Consider the following 17,151-nt stretch of genomic DNA (forward strand, 5'->3'; position numbering starts at 1 on the left):
TTAAATGGCTCGATAAGAACTTCCAGCCAGTTGATGATCATCGTCGAACGCAAGGAAGACTGGGCCTCCTATTTCCCCAGTGAAGACATCGTCACTGCCCAGGAATACCTCGAACAGACCCGCGATAACGAGCAGGGCAAGCGGGTTCAGGTGATTAACCTGTGCCGCAGCTACAAGTACCTCGGGCACGGTTATTACTGCTCGCTGCTGGCCGAAGCGCGGGGGCACAAGGTTATACCGTCGGTGCGGACCATCAGCGAACTGACCCGAAAATCCCTGTATGGGCTGGCCCTGGATGATCTGGATAAAACCCTGGAAAAGGCCCTCAGCAATCATCTTTACAGCGATACCGAAGGATTTACCCTGACACTGTATTTCGGCAAAACCGCTATCGAGCCATTACAGGATCTGGCTCGACAGTTGTTCGAGGTTTTTCCTTGTCCGATATTGCTGGTTGAGTTTCGTCGAACTAACGGTTGGCACATCGAAGGTGTAAAGTTTGGCGCCTTGCATAAGTTGCGTGAAGATCAGGAAGATCAATTCGCTAATGCGCTCGACAGTTTCAGTCGCAAGATCTGGCGCATGCCGCGCTCCAGGCGATTGGCCCGTTATGACCTGGCCATTCTGCACGATCCGCAAGAAGCATTGCCGCCCTCCAATCCCAAGGCTTTGGACAACTTCGTCAGGGTCGGCAAGACACTAGGCATCGACGTCGAGCTGATTGAACGCAAGGACTACGCCCGAATCGCCGAATACGACGCGCTCCTGATCCGCGAGACAACGAGCGTCGACAACCACACCTACCGCTTCGCCAAAAAGGCCGAGAGCGAAGGTTTGGTGGTGATGGATGACCCGGCGTCGATCCTGCGCTGCACCAACAAGGTTTACCTGACCGATTTGCTCAAGAGCCATCAACTGGGCATGCCCGCCACTGAAATCCTCTACAAGGAACGACCGGAAGATTTCGAGCGGGTAGGCGAGCGTCTGGGGTTTCCACTGGTGCTGAAGATCCCCGACGGTTGTTTCTCAAAGGGCGTCATCAAGGTCGAGAGCCAGCAAGCCTTGCTTGAAGCCACCGCCGAACTGTTCGAACACTCGGTATTGCTGCTGGCCCAGGAGTTTTTCTACACCGAATACGACTGGCGCATTGGCGTGCTCAACCGCAAGCCGATCTTTGCCTGCCAGTACTTCATGTCCAAGGGCCATTGGCAGATCTACAACCACAAAGCCAAAGGCCAGGACATCAACGGCGAATGCCGCACCCTGGCGGTTCACGAAGCGCCGCGAGCGGTGGTTGAACTGGCGGTGAAAACCGCAAATCTCATTGGCGACGGCCTCTACGGCGTCGACCTCAAACAGTCCGGCGACAAAGTGGTGGTGATCGAAGTCAACGACAACCCGAACATGGACGCCGGCATCGAAGACGCCTACTTGCAGGACGATTTGTATTCTTTGGTGCTGGAAGAGTTTGTCCGTCGGCTGGAGCTCAAGCGCCGCGGCCAGGCCTGGTGAGCGGCCGATGATCAAAAGCTTTGAACTGAGCCACGGCGCCCTGCACGCGGTCGAACGGCTGGACGCCGACGTGATGCTGTTCAGCAACCCCGATGCGGCCGAGCGGGATCTGTTGCACAGCCATTTCAAAGTAGATGAACACGCTCTGGCCTCAGCCCTGGACCCCGACGAGGTGTCGCGCATCGAGTTTCACCCCGACAACCTGTTCCTGATCTGGAAACGCCCGGAAAACTACTCAGGCGGCGGCAGCCTGGCCTTCGAAGTGTCATCCTGCGGCTTGCTGTTTTCCCCGGGGCGTCTGCTGGTGATCGCCACCGACGACTCACCGCTCAGCGGCCTCGGCACGCGGCAGTCACTGAAGACACCACTGGATGTGTTGCTCGACCTGTTGTTCAACAACATTCATCACTATCTGGGGCACCTCAAGGTGATCAAGATGGTTGCCCGGGAGTTGCAGCAAAAATTCAATGCCTCGATGCAGAACCAGCATCTGGTCCAGATGTTCAACCTCAGCGAAAGCCTGATCTATTACATCAACGCCATTCACAGCAACGGCGCGGTCCTGACCCGGCTGCGTAATCATGCGGCGAAGGAACACTTCAGCCCTGAAGCCATCGGTTTGATCGACGATCTGATTATCGAGAACAACCAGTGCTACAAGCAGGCGGAAATCTACTCCACGGTGTTCTCCGGGTTGATCGACGCGCGCGGCAACCTGATGAACAACAGCATGAACAACCTGCTGCGCAAACTGACGTTGATCAACGTGGTGTTTCTGCCGTTGAACCTGATTGCGAGCATTGGCGGCATGTCCGAGTTCAGCATGATGACCGCTGGTACGCCGTGGTGGATTGCCTATCCGTTGTTTCTGACGGCGATGATGCTGGGGGCGGGGGTGATGGTGCTCGGGCTCAAGCGCCTGGCGAAGTGACTTCGGCGGCTGTCAGATCGCCTTCGCGAATAAGCCCGCTCCCACATTTAATCTCTGGTGTTCACAAATTATGTGTTCACGGAAGATCTAATGTGGGAGCGGGCTTGCTCGCGAAGGCAATCTCAACAGCGCAACAACTCCTGGATCAGGCCTCTTGAGCTGCCTCGCCAGAGTTTTTCCGCTCCTGAAGCCCCCGCACCACCAGATACAACAACGGCCCGACCGACACAAAAACCGCCGTCACCACCAGATAGGGAACCACCGATAACCCCGACTGCCCACGCTTGCGCGCATCCTTGTACATCCAGATACCGGCAAGGGTCGCCAACAGGTATAAATCGATCACCACCTGCGCGGTATCGGGCCGCGACATCAGGCTGATGCCGAAGTCGAGCAACGACTGCTCCGCCTGCAGCATCACCGAAACGGTGTAGCTGGCGAAAGCGATCAAGGCGATGAGGGGCAGGGCGACAGACTTCATGGTTTCCTTCCTTGGACGATGAACAGAATCGCCAGCCTACAGCGGCTTTTGAAAATTGGCCATTGACTTGCCATCAGCCTCCGGCTAATTTCCAGCCATGACTTCCACCGTATTGCGCTGCCAGCCAAGCATTATTACCGCCATTCCTTATTTGGCGGGCTAGCTCACGACTGCAGCACCCAACCCGCCCTAGAGGCGGGTTTTTACTTTCTGTCTCTTGGGTTTTGAGCTTGCCGGGCGCACGCAACCGGCGTAGGAGCTGCCGACCGCGTAAACCCGGATACCAAGGAGACGACCATGAACAGTACCCCCGCCCAGCAGAGCTTGCTTGAGCACTACGTGAAAAAGATCCTCGCCGCGCCGGTTTACGAACTCGCCGTGCGCACGCCGTTGCAAGCGGCTCCGGCCTTGTCCGAGGCGTTGGGCAATCAGATCCTGCTCAAGCGCGAAGACTTGCAACCGACGTTTTCCTTCAAGATCCGTGGCGCCTACAACAAACTGGTGAACCTGAGCGATGAACAGAAGGCCCGCGGCGTAATCACGGCCTCGGCGGGCAATCATGCCCAAGGCGTAGCGTTGGCGGCCCGCGAGCTGGGGATCGGCGCAACCATCGTCATGCCCTGCACGACACCGGAATTGAAGGTGCTCGGGGTTCGCAGTCGAGGCGCCGAAGCGCTGCTGCACGGCGAGAGTTTTCCGTTTGCCCTGGAATACGCATTGAGCCTGGCACAGCAAACCGGCCGCACCTTTGTCTCGCCCTTCGACGACCCGGACGTGATCGCGGGGCAGGGCACCGTCGCCATGGAAATCCTGCGCCAGCACCAAGGGCCGCTGGACGCGATCTTCGTTCCGGTGGGCGGTGGAGGCTTGATCGCCGGCATTGCCGCGTACATCAAATACCTGCGCCCTGAAGTGCGCATCATCGGCGTCGAGTCGGAACATTCCGCCTGTTTGCAGGCTGCATTACAGGCCGGCGAACGGGTTGTGCTGCCAACCGTCGGCACCTTCGCCGATGGCGTGGCCGTCGCTCAGATCGGCGCCCATGGCTTCGAGGTCTGTCGGTTTTGCGTCGACGAGGTAATGACCGTCAGCAATGACGAACTCTGCGCCGCCATCAAGAACATCTACGACGATACCCGCTCGATCACCGAGCCTTCCGGCGCCCTGGCCGTGGCCGGGATCAAGCAGTACGTGGCGCGAACCGGCGCTCGGGGTCAGACCCTGGTGGCCATTGATTCGGGCGCGAATATCAATTTCGACAGTTTGCGGCATGTGGCCGAGCGCGCCGCGTTGAGCGGCGTGTTGGCGTGAAGGCTGGTCCGATTATTCCTGAACGGCTTTCTCGACATGGCTCGACGCCGACCAGATCCGGTAGCGCACTTCGACGTCCTTGGGCATGTAGAGCACGATCGGCAATTTGCTGTTGTAGCGCAGTCTGAAACCGTCACCGACAACCGGCACGAAGTCCTTTTTGCGCTTGCCATCCGGGCAGGCCATTAGCGTGCTCATCGGGCCGGTGATTTTCTCCAGCCGGTAAAACGGGTAACCCCAGCCCTCAAGGTTCTTTTCTTCAAGCATGCCGCCCAAGCGCTGACGGTTGCAGTCCACGGTCAGAGTCTTGCCGGCAAGAATTTCGACCTGATAACCGTCTTCCTGTTGTTGCGGGGCGAGGTGAATGACCTGGCGGGTAAAACCGCTCTCAGGCTTGGGATACGGCGCGACGTCTTCGAGGGTTGCGGCGTGGGCTACGGACGACAAAATGGCAACTATCAGCCCGACGGTCGTGTTAAGCGGCAAAGCACCCATGATGCCTCCTTGCGTGTGTGTGGGGTCAGCGGATACTGAATGGATGGGCCGCCTTCTCACTGCCGTCCTCACCCAATGCAAACCCGCCATCGGGGCGTTTGCAAAATGCAGGTCTTGAAACAGACCTTTCTTGCATTTTGCATGACGCGATGTGTTGCCATTTCCCCCAAACCCTTGATTTGCCGACGAGGCGCAGGGCGAAATCTCGGGCATGTTTTATGCTGAAGCTGTCTTGAGCTGACCACGATCATTACTGAGTCAGCGCTGAAACAAGAAGACGGTTGGGACGTTGGAACAATGAGGTTCCCCATGGAAGAAAAACAACGGGCGATTTTAGCTCCGACCGACATTGATTTTTGATTGGCAATCTCACAATACCGAGAGGGTGGCCATGTTTCTTTCTGCCTTGGAACTACGCAATATCATTGAGAGCAGTTTTCTCCCGAAACGCTGCCAATGCACGCTGTCGCCGGACCTGTCGATGACCATCAAGGTGTATTCGGACGTCGAGACTGACCACCTCGACCTGATCGTCACTGGCATAGACGCCCATCACCTCAACGGGTGCCGGGAAATCAATAATCTGATCGCCGAGTTACGCAGCGACCTTGAGCGCAACACGCACAGCGAGCTGTTGCACCCAACGTCAAAAGTCCATTAACCGGCCGTTTCACCGAGTTCGACCGATACGCGCCGGGTCTGGATAAACCCCAGACCCAGCGCCAATTCCACCAGGATCGCCAGCAAAATGCCCGGCTCGGCATGACCATTGAGCCATTCACCGAAGCCCAGTGCCGCCAAACCCTTGCGGCAGTGAGGGAAGCGCCAGAGCTTAGCGCCAGAACCCTTACAGGCCTACTGTCAGTTCTGATAGCTGCACGCGTCAGACAGTTTTTGGTACGTAATCTGCGCAGGCTCACCCGATTTGTCGATGTACTTCATGTTGGCCGTCACCACTTGGCATTCCTGCGTTTGCGGTTCAGTCAGTGAAATGACCTTGGCCACCTGCAACGGCATGCCGTAGTGATAAGGCACGGGTTGGGGGGACGACGTCTCGTTGGCCTGAGCAAGCCCGGCGAACGCGGTGCAGGCGAGGGCAGTGGTTATCAGCAGTGTTCGCGTGTTCATGGTGAATCTCCAGTGCAGAGGGGAAATCAGTTCGACTGAAGAACGTCGAACCTGCCGCACTGGGCGTCAGAGGAGCTGAGGGCGTGCGGTCCAGTAAAGTTTTGGACCATGGGGTTAAGCGATGGTTAACCGGGTTGTATGCCGCCTGTCGCGAGAACGAGTTTCGGCTCTTCCTGACCGCCCCACGCCCCGGCATTCACCAGATTAGCCGGCCGCTCCCCAGCCAAAGCCGCCAACAGATTATCCACCGCACACCGGGCCATCGCCTCCCGGGTCTCATGCGTCGCCGACCCGATGTGCGGCGTCGCCACCACGTTGTTCAACTGCAATAACGGCGAGTCATTGTCCAGCGGCTCACGCTCAAACACATCCAGCCCCGCCGCGCGAATCCGCTTCTGCCGCAACGCCTCTATCAGCGCCGGCTCATCCACCACCTTGCCCCGGGAAATGTTGATGAAGATCGTTTCGGGGCGCATCAGGGCGAACTGTTCAGCGCCGATCATCCCTTCGGTTGCAGCGGTCAACGGCAACGTCAGGCAAACGAAATCGGCCTGCTGCAGCAGATCGCTCAAGCTGCGGTATTGCGCGTTGAATCGCTGCTCCACCGCCGGTTTTGGCGAATGGCTGTGATACACAATCGGCATGCCAAAACCGAAATGACCGCGTTGCGCCAACGCCTCACCGATCCGCCCCATGCCAATAATGCCCAGCGTCTTGCCGTGTACATCGCTGCCGAAATGCGCCGGGCCGATGTTGCGGCTCCACTGGCCGGCGCGAACCATAGTGGCCAGTTCCACCACGCGTCGGGCGGTGGCCAGGATCAGCGCGAAACCGGTGTCGGCGGTGGTTTCGGTCAACACATCGGGGGTGTTACTGAGCAAAATTCGCCGTTCGGTCAGGTAGTCGATGTCGTAGTTATCGACGCCGACGGACACGCTGGCAATGGCTTCCAGGTTCGGCGCCAGATCCAGTAAACCGGCGTCCAGTTTGAGACTGGCGCCGAGCAATCCTTGGGCACGGGGCAGGGCCCGGCGCAGTTGCGCCAAGCCCTCTGCGTCGAGGCTGTCGATCAGCGTCACCTCGGTCTGCTCATGCAAGCGAGCCATCAGCAGCGGCGAGAGTTTCTTGTACAGCACAACCTGCTTTTTCATCGTTGTCATCTCTATATCAAATCAAGAATGAGCCGCCATCGGCCGGGGCACAGCGACCCGGTCACTGGCGCCGGGCTTGAGGAAAATCGTCAGCACCACCGACAGCAGTAACGCACCGCTCATCAGCAGATAAGAGGCACCGGGCGATCCGGTGGAGCTGTTCAGATAACCGACCAGATAAGAGCCGCCAAACGAGCCGAGCGCGCCCATGCTGTTGATCAACGCCATGGCGCCACCGGCGACGTTGGCCGGGAGGATTTCCGGGACGATGGCGAAAAACGGCCCGTACGGGGCGTACATGCAGGCGCCGGCAATCACCAGCAGCGTGTAGGACCACCAGAAATGTTCCGCGCCCAAAACGTAGGAGCCATAGAAGGCAATCGAGGCGATCAACAGCGGTGGCCACACGAAGCGTTTGCGCTTTTGCAGTTTGTCCGAGCCCCAGGACACCAGCAGCATGGCGATCACCGCCGCCAGGTAGGGCAACGCCGACAGCCAACCGGCTTCGATCATGTCCATCTGCGCGCCGGCCTTGAGGATCGACGGCAGCCACAACACGAAACCGTAGACGCCGATGCTCCAGCAGAAAAACTGCAAGGCAAGGATGATCACCTTCGGCGAGCGGAAGGCTTCGGCGTAGTTTTTCACCGCTTTGATGCCGACCTGTTCGGCGACCAGGGCGCTTTCCAGATCCTGCTTTTCCTGGTCGCTGAGCCACTTGGCCTGAGCCGGGCGATCATCGGCCAGCCGCCACCAGATAAACGCCCACAGCACCGCCGGCAAGCCTTCGATGATGAACATCCAGCGCCAGCTGAAATGCTGGATCAGGTAGCCCGACACCACCGACATCCAGAGCATGGTCACCGGGTTGCCGAGGATCAGGAACGTGTTGGCACGCGAGCGTTCGGCACGGGTGAACCAATGGCACAGGTACACCAGCATCGCCGGCATCACGGCGGCTTCGACCACGCCGAGCATGAAGCGAATCACGATCAGCCAGTAGGCGTTGGAGACGATCCCGGTCAAGGTCGCCAGGCCGCCCCAGAGGATCAGGCTGACGAAAATCAGCTTTTTCACGCTGTGCTTCTGGGCGTAGATCGCGCCCGGAATCTGGAAGAAGAAATAGCCAAGGAAGAACAGTGCGCCGAGCAAGGACGACAGCCCGGGGGTGATCATCAGGTCCGCCGCCATTCCGGAGGCGGCGGCGAATCCATAGTTGGCGCGGTCCAGATACGCCAGGCTGTAGGTGATGAACACAATCGGCATGATGTACCACCAGCGGCGGGTGGCCAGTGTTGCGGTTTTCATAGTGATGCTCCTGAGCTTGTTGTTTTTGTCGCAGCAGGTAACGGTTTTGAATCGGTTTTTTGCGGTGACTGTTAGGGGCCCTTCGCGGGCAAGCCTCGCTCCTACGGGATCGCGCAAGACCTGTAGGAGCGAGGCTTGCCCGCGAAGGCGGCCTCAAATTCAGCATCCATCTCGGCCCGACCGGGCAACCCCTCCATATCCCCACGGCTCTGCACCGCGCGGCTACCGATCCAGTTGGCACGCTGCACCGCTTGGGCAACGCTGTGGTTTTCCAGCAGGGCGCTGATCAGGCCGACGGCAAACCCGTCACCGGCACCGACCGTATCGACCACCGTTTCCACCGGCACGCCTGCAACGAAACCTTCATTCAGATGGGTTCGGTAATACGCGCCGTGCGGCCCGAGTTTGATCGCCACGGCTTCAGCGCCTTGGTCGAGGTAAAACGCCGCGATGTCGGCGGGGGCTTCGAAACCGGTCAGCAAACGCCCTTCGCTCAAACCCGGCAGCACCCAATGGGCGAGGGCGGCGAGGCGGTTGATCTCGCGGATCATCTGTTGCTCGCTGGCCCACAGACTCGGGCGCAGGTTGGGGTCGAACGACACGCTGCGCCCGGCATTGCGCATGCGGGTCATCAGCTCGAAAGACATTTCCCGGACCGCTTCCGACAGCGCCGGGGGAATGCCCGTGGCGTGCAGATGCCTGGCCTCGAGCAATTGCGGAGCAATGGATTGCACCGACAAATGACTGGCGGCCGAGCCACGGCGGAAATACTCGACAACCGGATCGCTGCCATCGTCGCTGCGGGACTTGAGCTGAAAACCGGTCGGGTGCGCCGGGTCGATGTCGACATGGCTGCAATCCAGGCCTTCTTTCTCCAGCGTATCGATCACGAACCGACCCAAAGAGTCAGCACCCACCCGGCTCAGCCAGGCGACGTTAAAACCCAACCGCGACAAGCCAATGGCAACATTGCTGTCGGCCCCGGCAATGCGCTTGTGAAACTGGCCGACGTCAACCAGCTCACCGTTCTGCTCGGCGACGAACATCGCCATGGTTTCACCGAACGACAGAATATCGATCTCAGACATGCGCAGGCTCCAGGCGGGATTGACCGAGGCGGGCGAGGGCGGCGACATGCTCGGTGGTCAACTGCACCAGGTCATCGCCTTGCAGTGGATACTCCGCCGCGCGCATCACGCCGTGATCCATATGCCGTAGCAGTCGGCACCACAGATGCAGGTCGCTCGCAGACGGCGGCACCGCCACCAGTTTGCCGTCGGCCCGCCGTGCCACGGCTTTGCAATGCACATAGCCGACGTATCGACCGAGCAGCCGCGCGGCGTTGGCGGCGGACTGGTCCTGCCATTGCCAGTTGCCGATGTCGAAGGTCATTTTGATCGGCAGGTTGTGCTGCTCGACGTCGGCGAAGAAACGCAGGAAGGGTTCGATTCGGCCGCCGTGCAAGGTCTGATCGTTCTCCACCAGCAGCTGCACCGGGCTCTGTTGCAATTGCAGCGCTAGTGTTTGCAGATCATTGTTGTCGGTGAAATAGCCCAGGGAGACTTTCAGCCATTGGGCGCCGAATGACTCGGCACGTTTCAGGGTCGGGACAAGCTCAGGATTGGGGGCCGATTGCCCGGCCCGCCACAATTCCATCGGTGAGGAATAGATGCTTTCCAGGCCCCGGGATTGCGTGGCGCTGGCCAATTGCGTGGGGACTTCGAGTGTCAGCAGCTCTTCGCGCCATTCAATGTGCGTGGCGCCCGCAGCGGACAGCACCTCGACAAAACTGCCCTGGCCGCGTTGGCGGACGAGGTCGGCGCCGTAGCTGGACAGGCTGATGGAAACGGGTGGTTTGTTCATTGTTATTCACCTCTGAAACCGGTTTCATTTTTGGTCAAAAAAATATTGATGTGAGTTGTGGGGTGGTCTTTGGGGCCTCTTCGCGGGCAAGCCTCGCTCCTACAGGGATCTGTGGCGTACACAAAATCTGTAGGAGCGAGGCTTGCCCGCGAAGAGGCCCGAATATTCACCGAAGATTCCCCAGGGTCGACCCCCGCACTATCAACCGCGCCGAAAAATCCAGGTTCCGCACCGGCCCGTCATCCCCTCGCAGCCGCTTGAGCAAACACTCAAACGCACTCGCGCCCATCTCCGCCGTCGGCTGGGCGAGGGCGGTAATCCCGCTCCCCACCAGCGGATACCAATCCAGATCATCCAGGGCAATCAGCCCGACATCCCCGAACAGGTTGCACTTCAACTCACGCAACGAATGAGTACTGGCCAGCGCGGCGATACCGTTGGCGCAAAACAGCGCTTTCGGGCCAGGGCCAGGCGTTTGCAGAAAGTTTTTCAAACGAACAGTCAGATCGCCGCCGGTTTCGACCACAGCCCCCGAAAGCGCCGGACGCCGCTCGATCTGCGCCTTGAAACTGCTGACCCGCTCGATCCGCGAACTGGTGCCGTCATACGGTTCGGTGACCATCAGCACATCGCGATAACCGCGCTCTTCAAGGTGGGCAACGGCCATCTCGACAGCGGCCGGATTATCCAGCCCCACCAGATCGCTCTCGAGCTGCTCGACCTTGCGATCCACAAGCACCATGGGCATTTCCTGATGCAGTTCGCGCAGTTCATCCCGGTGATGACCGAGGGTGTTCACAATCAAGCCTTCGATGTTGTACGAGCGCAGCAACGCCAGGTGTTGACGCTCTTGCTCATCATCGCGATCGGTGTTGCACACCACCAGGCTGTAGCCGTGCTGACGGCAAGCGGTTTCCACCCCGTGCATCACGGCAATCGAATAAGGGTTACGGATATCGGCCACCAACATGCCGATCAAACGAGTTCGCCCACGTTTCAGGCCGCGGGCCATCTGGTTCGGGCGGTAGCCCAATTCGGCAATCGCCTGCTCGATGCGCAGGGCGATGGCATCGGAGAGCAGGGAGCGGTCATCGCCGATGAAGCGAGAGACGCTGGCTTTGGACACGCCTGCATGTTCGGCGACGTCGAGCATGGTGACGCGACTGCGTTGGGCGGCGGAGAAGTCGTTCACGGTTTTCAACCTTGTTATTGGAGTTTGTGCAGGCTGGCTATGAAACCGGTTTCAGAAAACATCATTCGCGAAGATGCGTCAAGCCCGCGACATCCTACTGCGTAGGAAAAAACCGACAAACGGTAGCATTACCTGTCAGATATGACAGTAGTCACACCACTGAACTAGGCGCTTAATTTCTTTCAGTACCAACGAATAATTTTGTGACCATCAAAGGACTTGCGACATGGCGCCCAATAAACCTCTGACATTCGATGCGCCAAAAGTTGAAGGTGTAGATGATCCCGATGTTGATCCGGAGGGTCATATTCCACTTCCATTGCTGCTCACAGGTGTTGATGTAATCGTACCTTTATGGAAGGAGCCGGCGACGGAACCGGGGGAAAGGGACATTTTGACGGTTCGTTTTGAGCAACCCGGACAAATACCTGTAAAGATAGAAAATATTTATACTCCGGCGGACATGAAGCCTGAGTTTATTATTCATATTGGTCCGGAACATCTGCTAAATAATGGCGTCGGGGAGTTGTGGTATGAGTTGCTTGATACGGCCGATAATCCATCATCTTCATATCGTCGTAAACTGACAATAGATCACGCTCCAATACAGAACGATGTTGAGGAGCCTCATTTTTTATATAAAAATGATGAGGGCTATTATAATTGCTACACCGAGCCGCCAATATGGCTTGGTGTACATGTTGTTGTTCCTCCGCTCACATTATTTAAAGTTGGCGATAGATGCGAAGTTACATGGAAAGGGTATCCCTCGCTGAATGGTAGTGGCCCCGAAATTGTTTCTGCGCGCTGGGTCAATGTACGCCAAAATTTGAGCGATAAAGATATTCGGGAAGGATATGAGCTCGTAGTTGAACCCTACAGCACACATATAAAACCGATGGAGGAGAATGCTTCCGCCACCCTTGTTTATGAAATATATCGTGGAGCCAGGCTTGTAGGTGTGTCAAAAACAGCACTGGCCAGAATTGACAGAATTATACCGGGTGACGACCTTCCATGCGGGCCTTGAACAATGACTTGCAAAGTAGGGTGTTGAAAAATCAGCAAGAGATGGAAGTTTCAGCGCTGGAGGGGTGTTTGTAGGTTTATCGATGTAAGTTGCAGTGTTGTTAAGTAGACAAAGATGGTGCGGGCGCAACTGGCGAGCAGTTTGTTATTTATCGTTGCGCTATCTAACTTTTATATGTGGAGACGATTATGAGCGCAATAGTTGAGCGGGCCGAACTGTCCAGGGAAGCAGCATCTCAAACAGAAACCTCGGTAGATAACGTGCGTGCTGACCCGCCTGTCAAGGCCACTTTTCCAGGACAGGATATTCCTGACGATCTGCGAATCCATACCCGATACCTTTCGGCAGATCTGGATTATCTTGTTGGAAAGCCGCCACTTGAAGATGATGAGGATTATTTACAACCGCAAATTCGTAAAAAAGGTGACACTGCATGGATAAATATCTTCCCGCACCCGGACTTCCCGCACCCGGATGAATATATAGAATTGGGTCCAGTAGCCGATCGAGACTGGACCGTGCCCTTCAAAATTCCGCAAAGTTTTTTGAAAGAAGAAGACACGCCCGAAACCCCGACTGAATGGGAGTTTCAATACATTTATTGGGCCGGTGGTACGAACGATGTGGCGTCCGCCATTGCCACTTTCGCTATTGACCGAACTTACCCCTATAAAGTAAAGAATCCGCCCTCTGACCGTACGCCGGGCGCCCCTACATGGCCTGCCGATCTGCCACCAGGCGCGCCAATTGATGAAGCTTATCTCGACGGCAAGACCGGGATCATTGTCAAGCCAGCCATCCCGCCAACAAATTACTTGGCAAGTGATATCTACAAGTTGTACTTTGGTCCGACGCCCGATCCGTCACGGGACACTCCTGTTTATAATGGACGATTGTCAGCAAGTCAGGACGCTGAAATTCCGGTGGCTGTTTTTACAAATGCTGCTGACGGTGTCAACCTGCTGATGTATGTAGCAGAAGACGCGGCGGGTAATGTCGCGCGTCGATCAGGCTCCAGCCAGCGCACTGTGGCCCATACACCAAATCCCGATCCCGAGACGGTTTTCCCGCCAATTGTGACGTTGGCCAATGGCGAGAATGGCGACGGTCTAATCGATTACAAGGACGTTCAAGTTCTTCCACAGGGTGTAGAGTTCAAAGTAAAAGTTCCCACGCCGAATGCACCAAACGACACGATCGTGGGTTATTGGGGAGGGCAGCAGGCAGGGGCAGAGCAGCCAGTAAGGACTAACACTGAGCTGACATTTCATGCAGCTGCCGATCTCGTCAAACAAGTGTATGGCGATACAGATGTTATCGTTCGCACAACCGTGAGTTTCAAAATGTTCCGTGGTGTCAACAAGCTCGCTGAGGATGACGTCGTTATTGATGTGGATATTTCACGCATCGGTCCGGACGTGATGGCCCCCCCCAGGTTGACCACGACAAACGGGAGTATCAACACAATATTGGAAGCAGATTTCGGTGATACTGGCATACAAGCCCACATTGATGTTTTTGCGACACCTCCGACAGAAGAAGGCTGGTTTATCGATCTCTTTTATGACAACGTAAAATTTGCTTCTCCCATTGCCCTGACGACGGGACAAGCAGGTACAACCATTTCCAGAAACCTGCCTTGGAATATAGTTGAAACGCAGGAGCCTGGAACAAAGAAATTACACTATGAGTTGTATACGCCCTCGGGGACTAATCGGAATGAGTCCGACCCGCGGGATATTCCTGTAGAACCCTTTCCGATTCAAATGGTGGCGCCGGAAATATTGAATCTTGCTGGCCCCGCGAGAAGAATCGGATGCGCGACTCTGAATTTCCCTACCGCAACGAATCCGGGGGATGGCTCTGATAGGAGGAATTTGCTAGTACGTATATTGCCAAACACATACACGGTGGATGGTGAGACTATTACATTGAAGTACGTAGCGTATCCCAAAGATGATCCCACTACGCCCATTCCAGATACAGATGCTGTGGCTACGTATCCAATATCGGGTGTATTCCCTACAGAGGGGGTTGTTATTGGAATAGGCGATTATGAGGAAGACTTCAAACCTGCACACCAGGCATTGGGTCATGTTACTTATTCTATTTCGCGCGGAGGGGCAGGGAATAATCCTACGCCCGACTCGGCAGCGGCGATCCGTGAGTTGGACCTGGATGACAGTGAGGGTCGCTACTGCGAAGAGTTTGTTATACCGACCCCCTAAATAGAAATCAGATCAAGGGGCGGCGAGGCTGGAGAACTCGCCGCCCCTTTTTGGCAGTGAAATCCTTCAAACAAAAGGATGTGAGGAATATTCACCGGTATATAAGGATTAATCCTACATAGATTTGTGTAACCGCCGGGTAGTCTGCCAGCCCTCAAACGGCTGGTCGTTCGGAACGCCAGTGCTCAAGCTTTAATCAGGTAGGTGATCAGGTATGTGGAGAACATTGACACTCAATTCGAACGGTACAATCAGCTATGCAATTTTAAGCACATCGCTGCTGTCCTTTTTTATTTCATCGGCATTTGCAGCGCCCGTTGTCGGAAGAGAGGAAGTCGTCAGTGGTGGAGCACCGGAACGTTGGGACCTTAGCCAAGGCGCTACGTTAACGGTCAATGGTGCACAAACGCTCGCGATCAACTCTGATAGTTCTATCCTCAACGTAAACGTTGGCAGTACCACCCAGCAGATATCGGCCCGCAATGGGTCAACGGTTTACCTGAACGGCGCCACCGTTTCAGGTACTGGCGGATTGGCCGCTGTTCTTCTGAGCAACAGCGATGCAACGATCGACAAAAGTACTATCACGAGTAATCGTATAGGGCTCCAGGCGGTTCGTGACTTCACTACCCAAATAGGCTCCAAGGTTACGGTAGGCAATAGCACAATCAGCGGTAACCTTGGTGGCGCACTGGTCAGTGCTTTCAGTACGCTGGATCTTGTCGATTCAACGCTTATGGGCACCGGCGCCACAAGTTACGGGCTTCGATTGCGTAGCGGCCAGGCATCAGCCAAGAGCAGCTGGATCATCGGTGGGAAAGAGGGTGTAGTGATCGATCTTGACCCTAATGAAGTCCAGCCCGCAGTACTGAACCTGGATAACGCCACGGTTCAGGGGCAAACCGGTTCGGCAATTCTGGTCGACTTTGGCAACACTTCAAACTCGACAGCAACTGTTTCATTGACCCAATCTCATTTGCTTGCCGGCAACGGGACGTTGTTGGATGTAAGAGGCGGAGCGATTACTTCTTTGTTCGTCAACGACAGCCATCTGACGGGTAACATCGTTACGGAGCAGGGCAGTACGACACATTTGACGCTGCAAGACAGTTCCACCTTGACTGGACGTTTGGAGAACGTGTCCAGCGCCACTATCAACGACGGTTCCAGTTGGGTAATGGCGGCTGACGGCAGCATTGATCAACTCACGCTTAACCATGGCGGGTCGGTGGTATTCGGCGCCAACGACGCGTTCTATCAACTGAATGTCACTTCGCTGTCCGGTAGCGGCCGGTTTTTGATGGGAACCGATTTCGCCACCGGCCAGACCGACTTGTTGAATGTCACCGGTAACGCCAGTGGTACGCACGAGTTGGTGATTGCGAGCAGTGGAGTTGACCCTGCCACCGGACAGCCTATCCGCGTCGTCCAGACAGCAGGAGGAGATGCACAGTTCTTCATGACCCGTGCTGTCGATCTGGGTACCTACTCTTACGGTCTGACAAAAAGTGGCAATGATTGGGTACTTGACCCCAGCACTCGAACGGTCAGCCCGGGCGCACGTTCAGTTCTCGCCCTGTTCAACACCCCCTCCACAATATGGCTCGGCGAGTTGACCTCATTGCGTACTCGCATGGGGGAACTGCGTTTCAATGGAGGGCGCGCCGGAGCCTGGGGCCGCACCTATGGCAACAAATACAATGTGGCCGATGGCTCTGGCGTCGGTTACCAGCAAACCCAACAAGGTTTTACCCTGGGAGCTGACGCACCGCTGCCGATTGGCGACGACCAATGGTTAGTGGGAGCGATGGCGGGACACAGTAAATCAGACCTCAATCTTGATGCGGGTACCTCAGGGCGTGTCGACAGCTACTATTTGGGCGCTTACGCGACCTGGCTCGATCCGCGCTCCGGTTTTTACTTTGACGGCGTATTGAAAGCCAACCGCTTCCGTAACGAAGTGAAAGTCGGGCTGAGCGATGGAAAGCGGGCTAAAGGCGACTATGACAACACCGGCCTTGGCGGATCGATCGAGGTGGGTCGTCATCTGCCCCTTGGCAACGGGTACTTCGTTGAGCCCTTCACCCAATGGTCTGCGATCGTGGTTCAGGGCAAAGACTTTTCCCTCGACAATGACCTGCAAGCTGAAGGGGATCGCATGCGCTCCCTTATCGGCAAGGCCGGCGCAACGGTTGGTCGCAGTATCGAACTGGAAAAGGGTCGGGTCCTGCAGCCTTACCTGCGTGCCGCCTGGGCTCATGAGTTTGCCAAAAACAACGAAGTCCAGGTCAACAACAACGTATTCAACAATGACCTGTCCGGGTCACGGACGGAGTTGGCGACCGGTGTTGCCATGGCATTGACCAATAACTTCCATGTGCATGCTGATTTTGAATACAGTAACGGCCGGAACATCGAACAACCGTTGGGCATCAATATCGGCGGTCGTTACGAGTGGTAAAAAGATTGATTGAATGATTGTAAAAAAGGAAGCCTGGGCTTCCTTTTTTATTTCATGCCC

Annotated in this window: 15 protein-coding genes and 1 pseudogene; 7 read left to right on the forward strand and 9 right to left on the reverse strand. The window is 56.4% G+C overall.

The genetic code is table 11. The features are described 5' to 3' along the window. The first annotated feature begins 33 nt into the window (after nucleotides 1–33). Together IB250_RS03305 and IB250_RS03310 are read left to right on the forward strand one after the other, a co-directional pair. Nucleotides 34–1,512, forward strand: a complete 1,479-nt coding sequence (locus IB250_RS03305) for a RimK family protein (protein ID WP_192342958.1) — start codon at nucleotides 34–36, stop codon at nucleotides 1,510–1,512. Between the two features lie 7 nt (nucleotides 1,513–1,519). Next, on the forward strand, nucleotides 1,520–2,443 hold the full coding sequence (locus IB250_RS03310; RefSeq protein ID WP_192342959.1) for a magnesium transporter CorA family protein: 924 nt from the start codon (nucleotides 1,520–1,522) through the stop codon (nucleotides 2,441–2,443). A gap of 145 nt (nucleotides 2,444–2,588) precedes the next feature. Here the strand turns inward: IB250_RS03310 and IB250_RS03315 are convergent, their stop codons facing one another. Further along, the gene (locus IB250_RS03315) at nucleotides 2,589–2,924 is read right to left on the reverse strand and encodes a DUF2834 domain-containing protein (RefSeq protein WP_192342960.1); all 336 of its coding nucleotides are present in this window, start codon (nucleotides 2,922–2,924) and stop codon (nucleotides 2,589–2,591) included. A gap of 297 nt (nucleotides 2,925–3,221) precedes the next feature. On the opposite strand from IB250_RS03315, the pseudogene ilvA reads away from it, so the two are divergent. Beyond that, nucleotides 3,222–4,217 (forward strand): annotated as a pseudogene (gene ilvA, locus IB250_RS03320) (threonine ammonia-lyase, biosynthetic); the annotation flags it as partial. A 30-nt stretch (nucleotides 4,218–4,247) separates the two neighbouring features. On the opposite strand, the gene eco reads toward ilvA, so the two are convergent. Continuing rightward, nucleotides 4,248–4,730, reverse strand: coding sequence for a serine protease inhibitor ecotin (gene eco, locus IB250_RS03325; protein WP_192342962.1), 483 nt, complete (start codon nucleotides 4,728–4,730; stop codon nucleotides 4,248–4,250). Between the two features lie 391 nt (nucleotides 4,731–5,121). Here eco and IB250_RS03330 point away from each other — a divergent pair, with 391 nt between their 5' ends. After that, nucleotides 5,122–5,391, forward strand: coding sequence for a DUF1652 domain-containing protein (locus tag IB250_RS03330; RefSeq protein ID WP_192342963.1), 270 nt, complete (start codon nucleotides 5,122–5,124; stop codon nucleotides 5,389–5,391). On the opposite strand, the gene IB250_RS03335 is transcribed toward IB250_RS03330, so the two are convergent. From IB250_RS03335 to IB250_RS03365, 7 genes are all read right to left on the reverse strand, one after another. Then, nucleotides 5,388–5,531, reverse strand: a complete 144-nt coding sequence (locus IB250_RS03335) for a hypothetical protein (RefSeq protein ID WP_192342964.1) — start codon at nucleotides 5,529–5,531, stop codon at nucleotides 5,388–5,390. The two genes, IB250_RS03330 and IB250_RS03335, sit on opposite strands and share 4 nt — an antisense overlap. A gap of 60 nt (nucleotides 5,532–5,591) precedes the next feature. Continuing rightward, a complete protein-coding gene (locus IB250_RS03340; protein WP_192342965.1) occupies nucleotides 5,592–5,858 on the reverse strand; it encodes a DUF2790 domain-containing protein in 267 nt (88 codons plus the stop codon). A 125-nt stretch (nucleotides 5,859–5,983) separates the two neighbouring features. Next, on the reverse strand, nucleotides 5,984–7,009 hold the full coding sequence (locus IB250_RS03345) for a 2-hydroxyacid dehydrogenase (protein ID WP_192342966.1): 1,026 nt from the start codon (nucleotides 7,007–7,009) through the stop codon (nucleotides 5,984–5,986). Nucleotides 7,010–7,030: 21 nt separating this feature from the next. After that, complete coding sequence (locus IB250_RS03350; protein ID WP_192342967.1) at nucleotides 7,031–8,317, reverse strand: MFS transporter; 1,287 nt, start codon at nucleotides 8,315–8,317, stop codon at nucleotides 7,031–7,033. Nucleotides 8,318–8,418: 101 nt separating this feature from the next. Continuing rightward, nucleotides 8,419–9,405 carry a sugar kinase gene (locus IB250_RS03355; RefSeq protein WP_192342968.1) on the reverse strand — a complete coding sequence of 329 codons (987 nt, stop codon included), beginning with the start codon at nucleotides 9,403–9,405 and terminating at the stop codon, nucleotides 8,419–8,421. Next, nucleotides 9,398–10,180: a sugar phosphate isomerase/epimerase family protein gene (locus IB250_RS03360; RefSeq protein WP_192342969.1), complete on the reverse strand. Its 783-nt coding sequence runs from the start codon at nucleotides 10,178–10,180 to the stop codon at nucleotides 9,398–9,400. The genes IB250_RS03355 and IB250_RS03360 overlap by 8 nt, the downstream gene beginning before the upstream one ends. 166 nt (nucleotides 10,181–10,346) lie before the next feature. Then, on the reverse strand, nucleotides 10,347–11,372 hold the full coding sequence (locus tag IB250_RS03365) for a LacI family DNA-binding transcriptional regulator (protein WP_192342970.1): 1,026 nt from the start codon (nucleotides 11,370–11,372) through the stop codon (nucleotides 10,347–10,349). 226 nt (nucleotides 11,373–11,598) lie between these two features. Between IB250_RS03365 and IB250_RS03370 the strand changes: the two genes are divergently transcribed. The 3 genes from IB250_RS03370 (at nucleotide 11,599) to IB250_RS03380 (ending at nucleotide 17,091) form a co-directional block, all read left to right on the forward strand. Then, nucleotides 11,599–12,402, forward strand: a complete 804-nt coding sequence (locus IB250_RS03370; protein ID WP_192342971.1) for a hypothetical protein — start codon at nucleotides 11,599–11,601, stop codon at nucleotides 12,400–12,402. Between the two features lie 188 nt (nucleotides 12,403–12,590). Continuing rightward, nucleotides 12,591–14,630 carry a hypothetical protein gene (locus IB250_RS03375; protein WP_192342972.1) on the forward strand — a complete coding sequence of 680 codons (2,040 nt, stop codon included), beginning with the start codon at nucleotides 12,591–12,593 and terminating at the stop codon, nucleotides 14,628–14,630. Nucleotides 14,631–14,844: 214 nt separating this feature from the next. After that, the gene (locus IB250_RS03380; protein ID WP_192342973.1) at nucleotides 14,845–17,091 is read left to right on the forward strand and encodes an autotransporter outer membrane beta-barrel domain-containing protein; all 2,247 of its coding nucleotides are present in this window, start codon (nucleotides 14,845–14,847) and stop codon (nucleotides 17,089–17,091) included. Nucleotides 17,092–17,151 lie beyond the last annotated feature (60 nt).

This window comes from Pseudomonas sp. PDM09 (assembly GCF_014852305.1).
Classification (GTDB): Bacteria; Pseudomonadota; Gammaproteobacteria; order Pseudomonadales; family Pseudomonadaceae; genus Aquipseudomonas.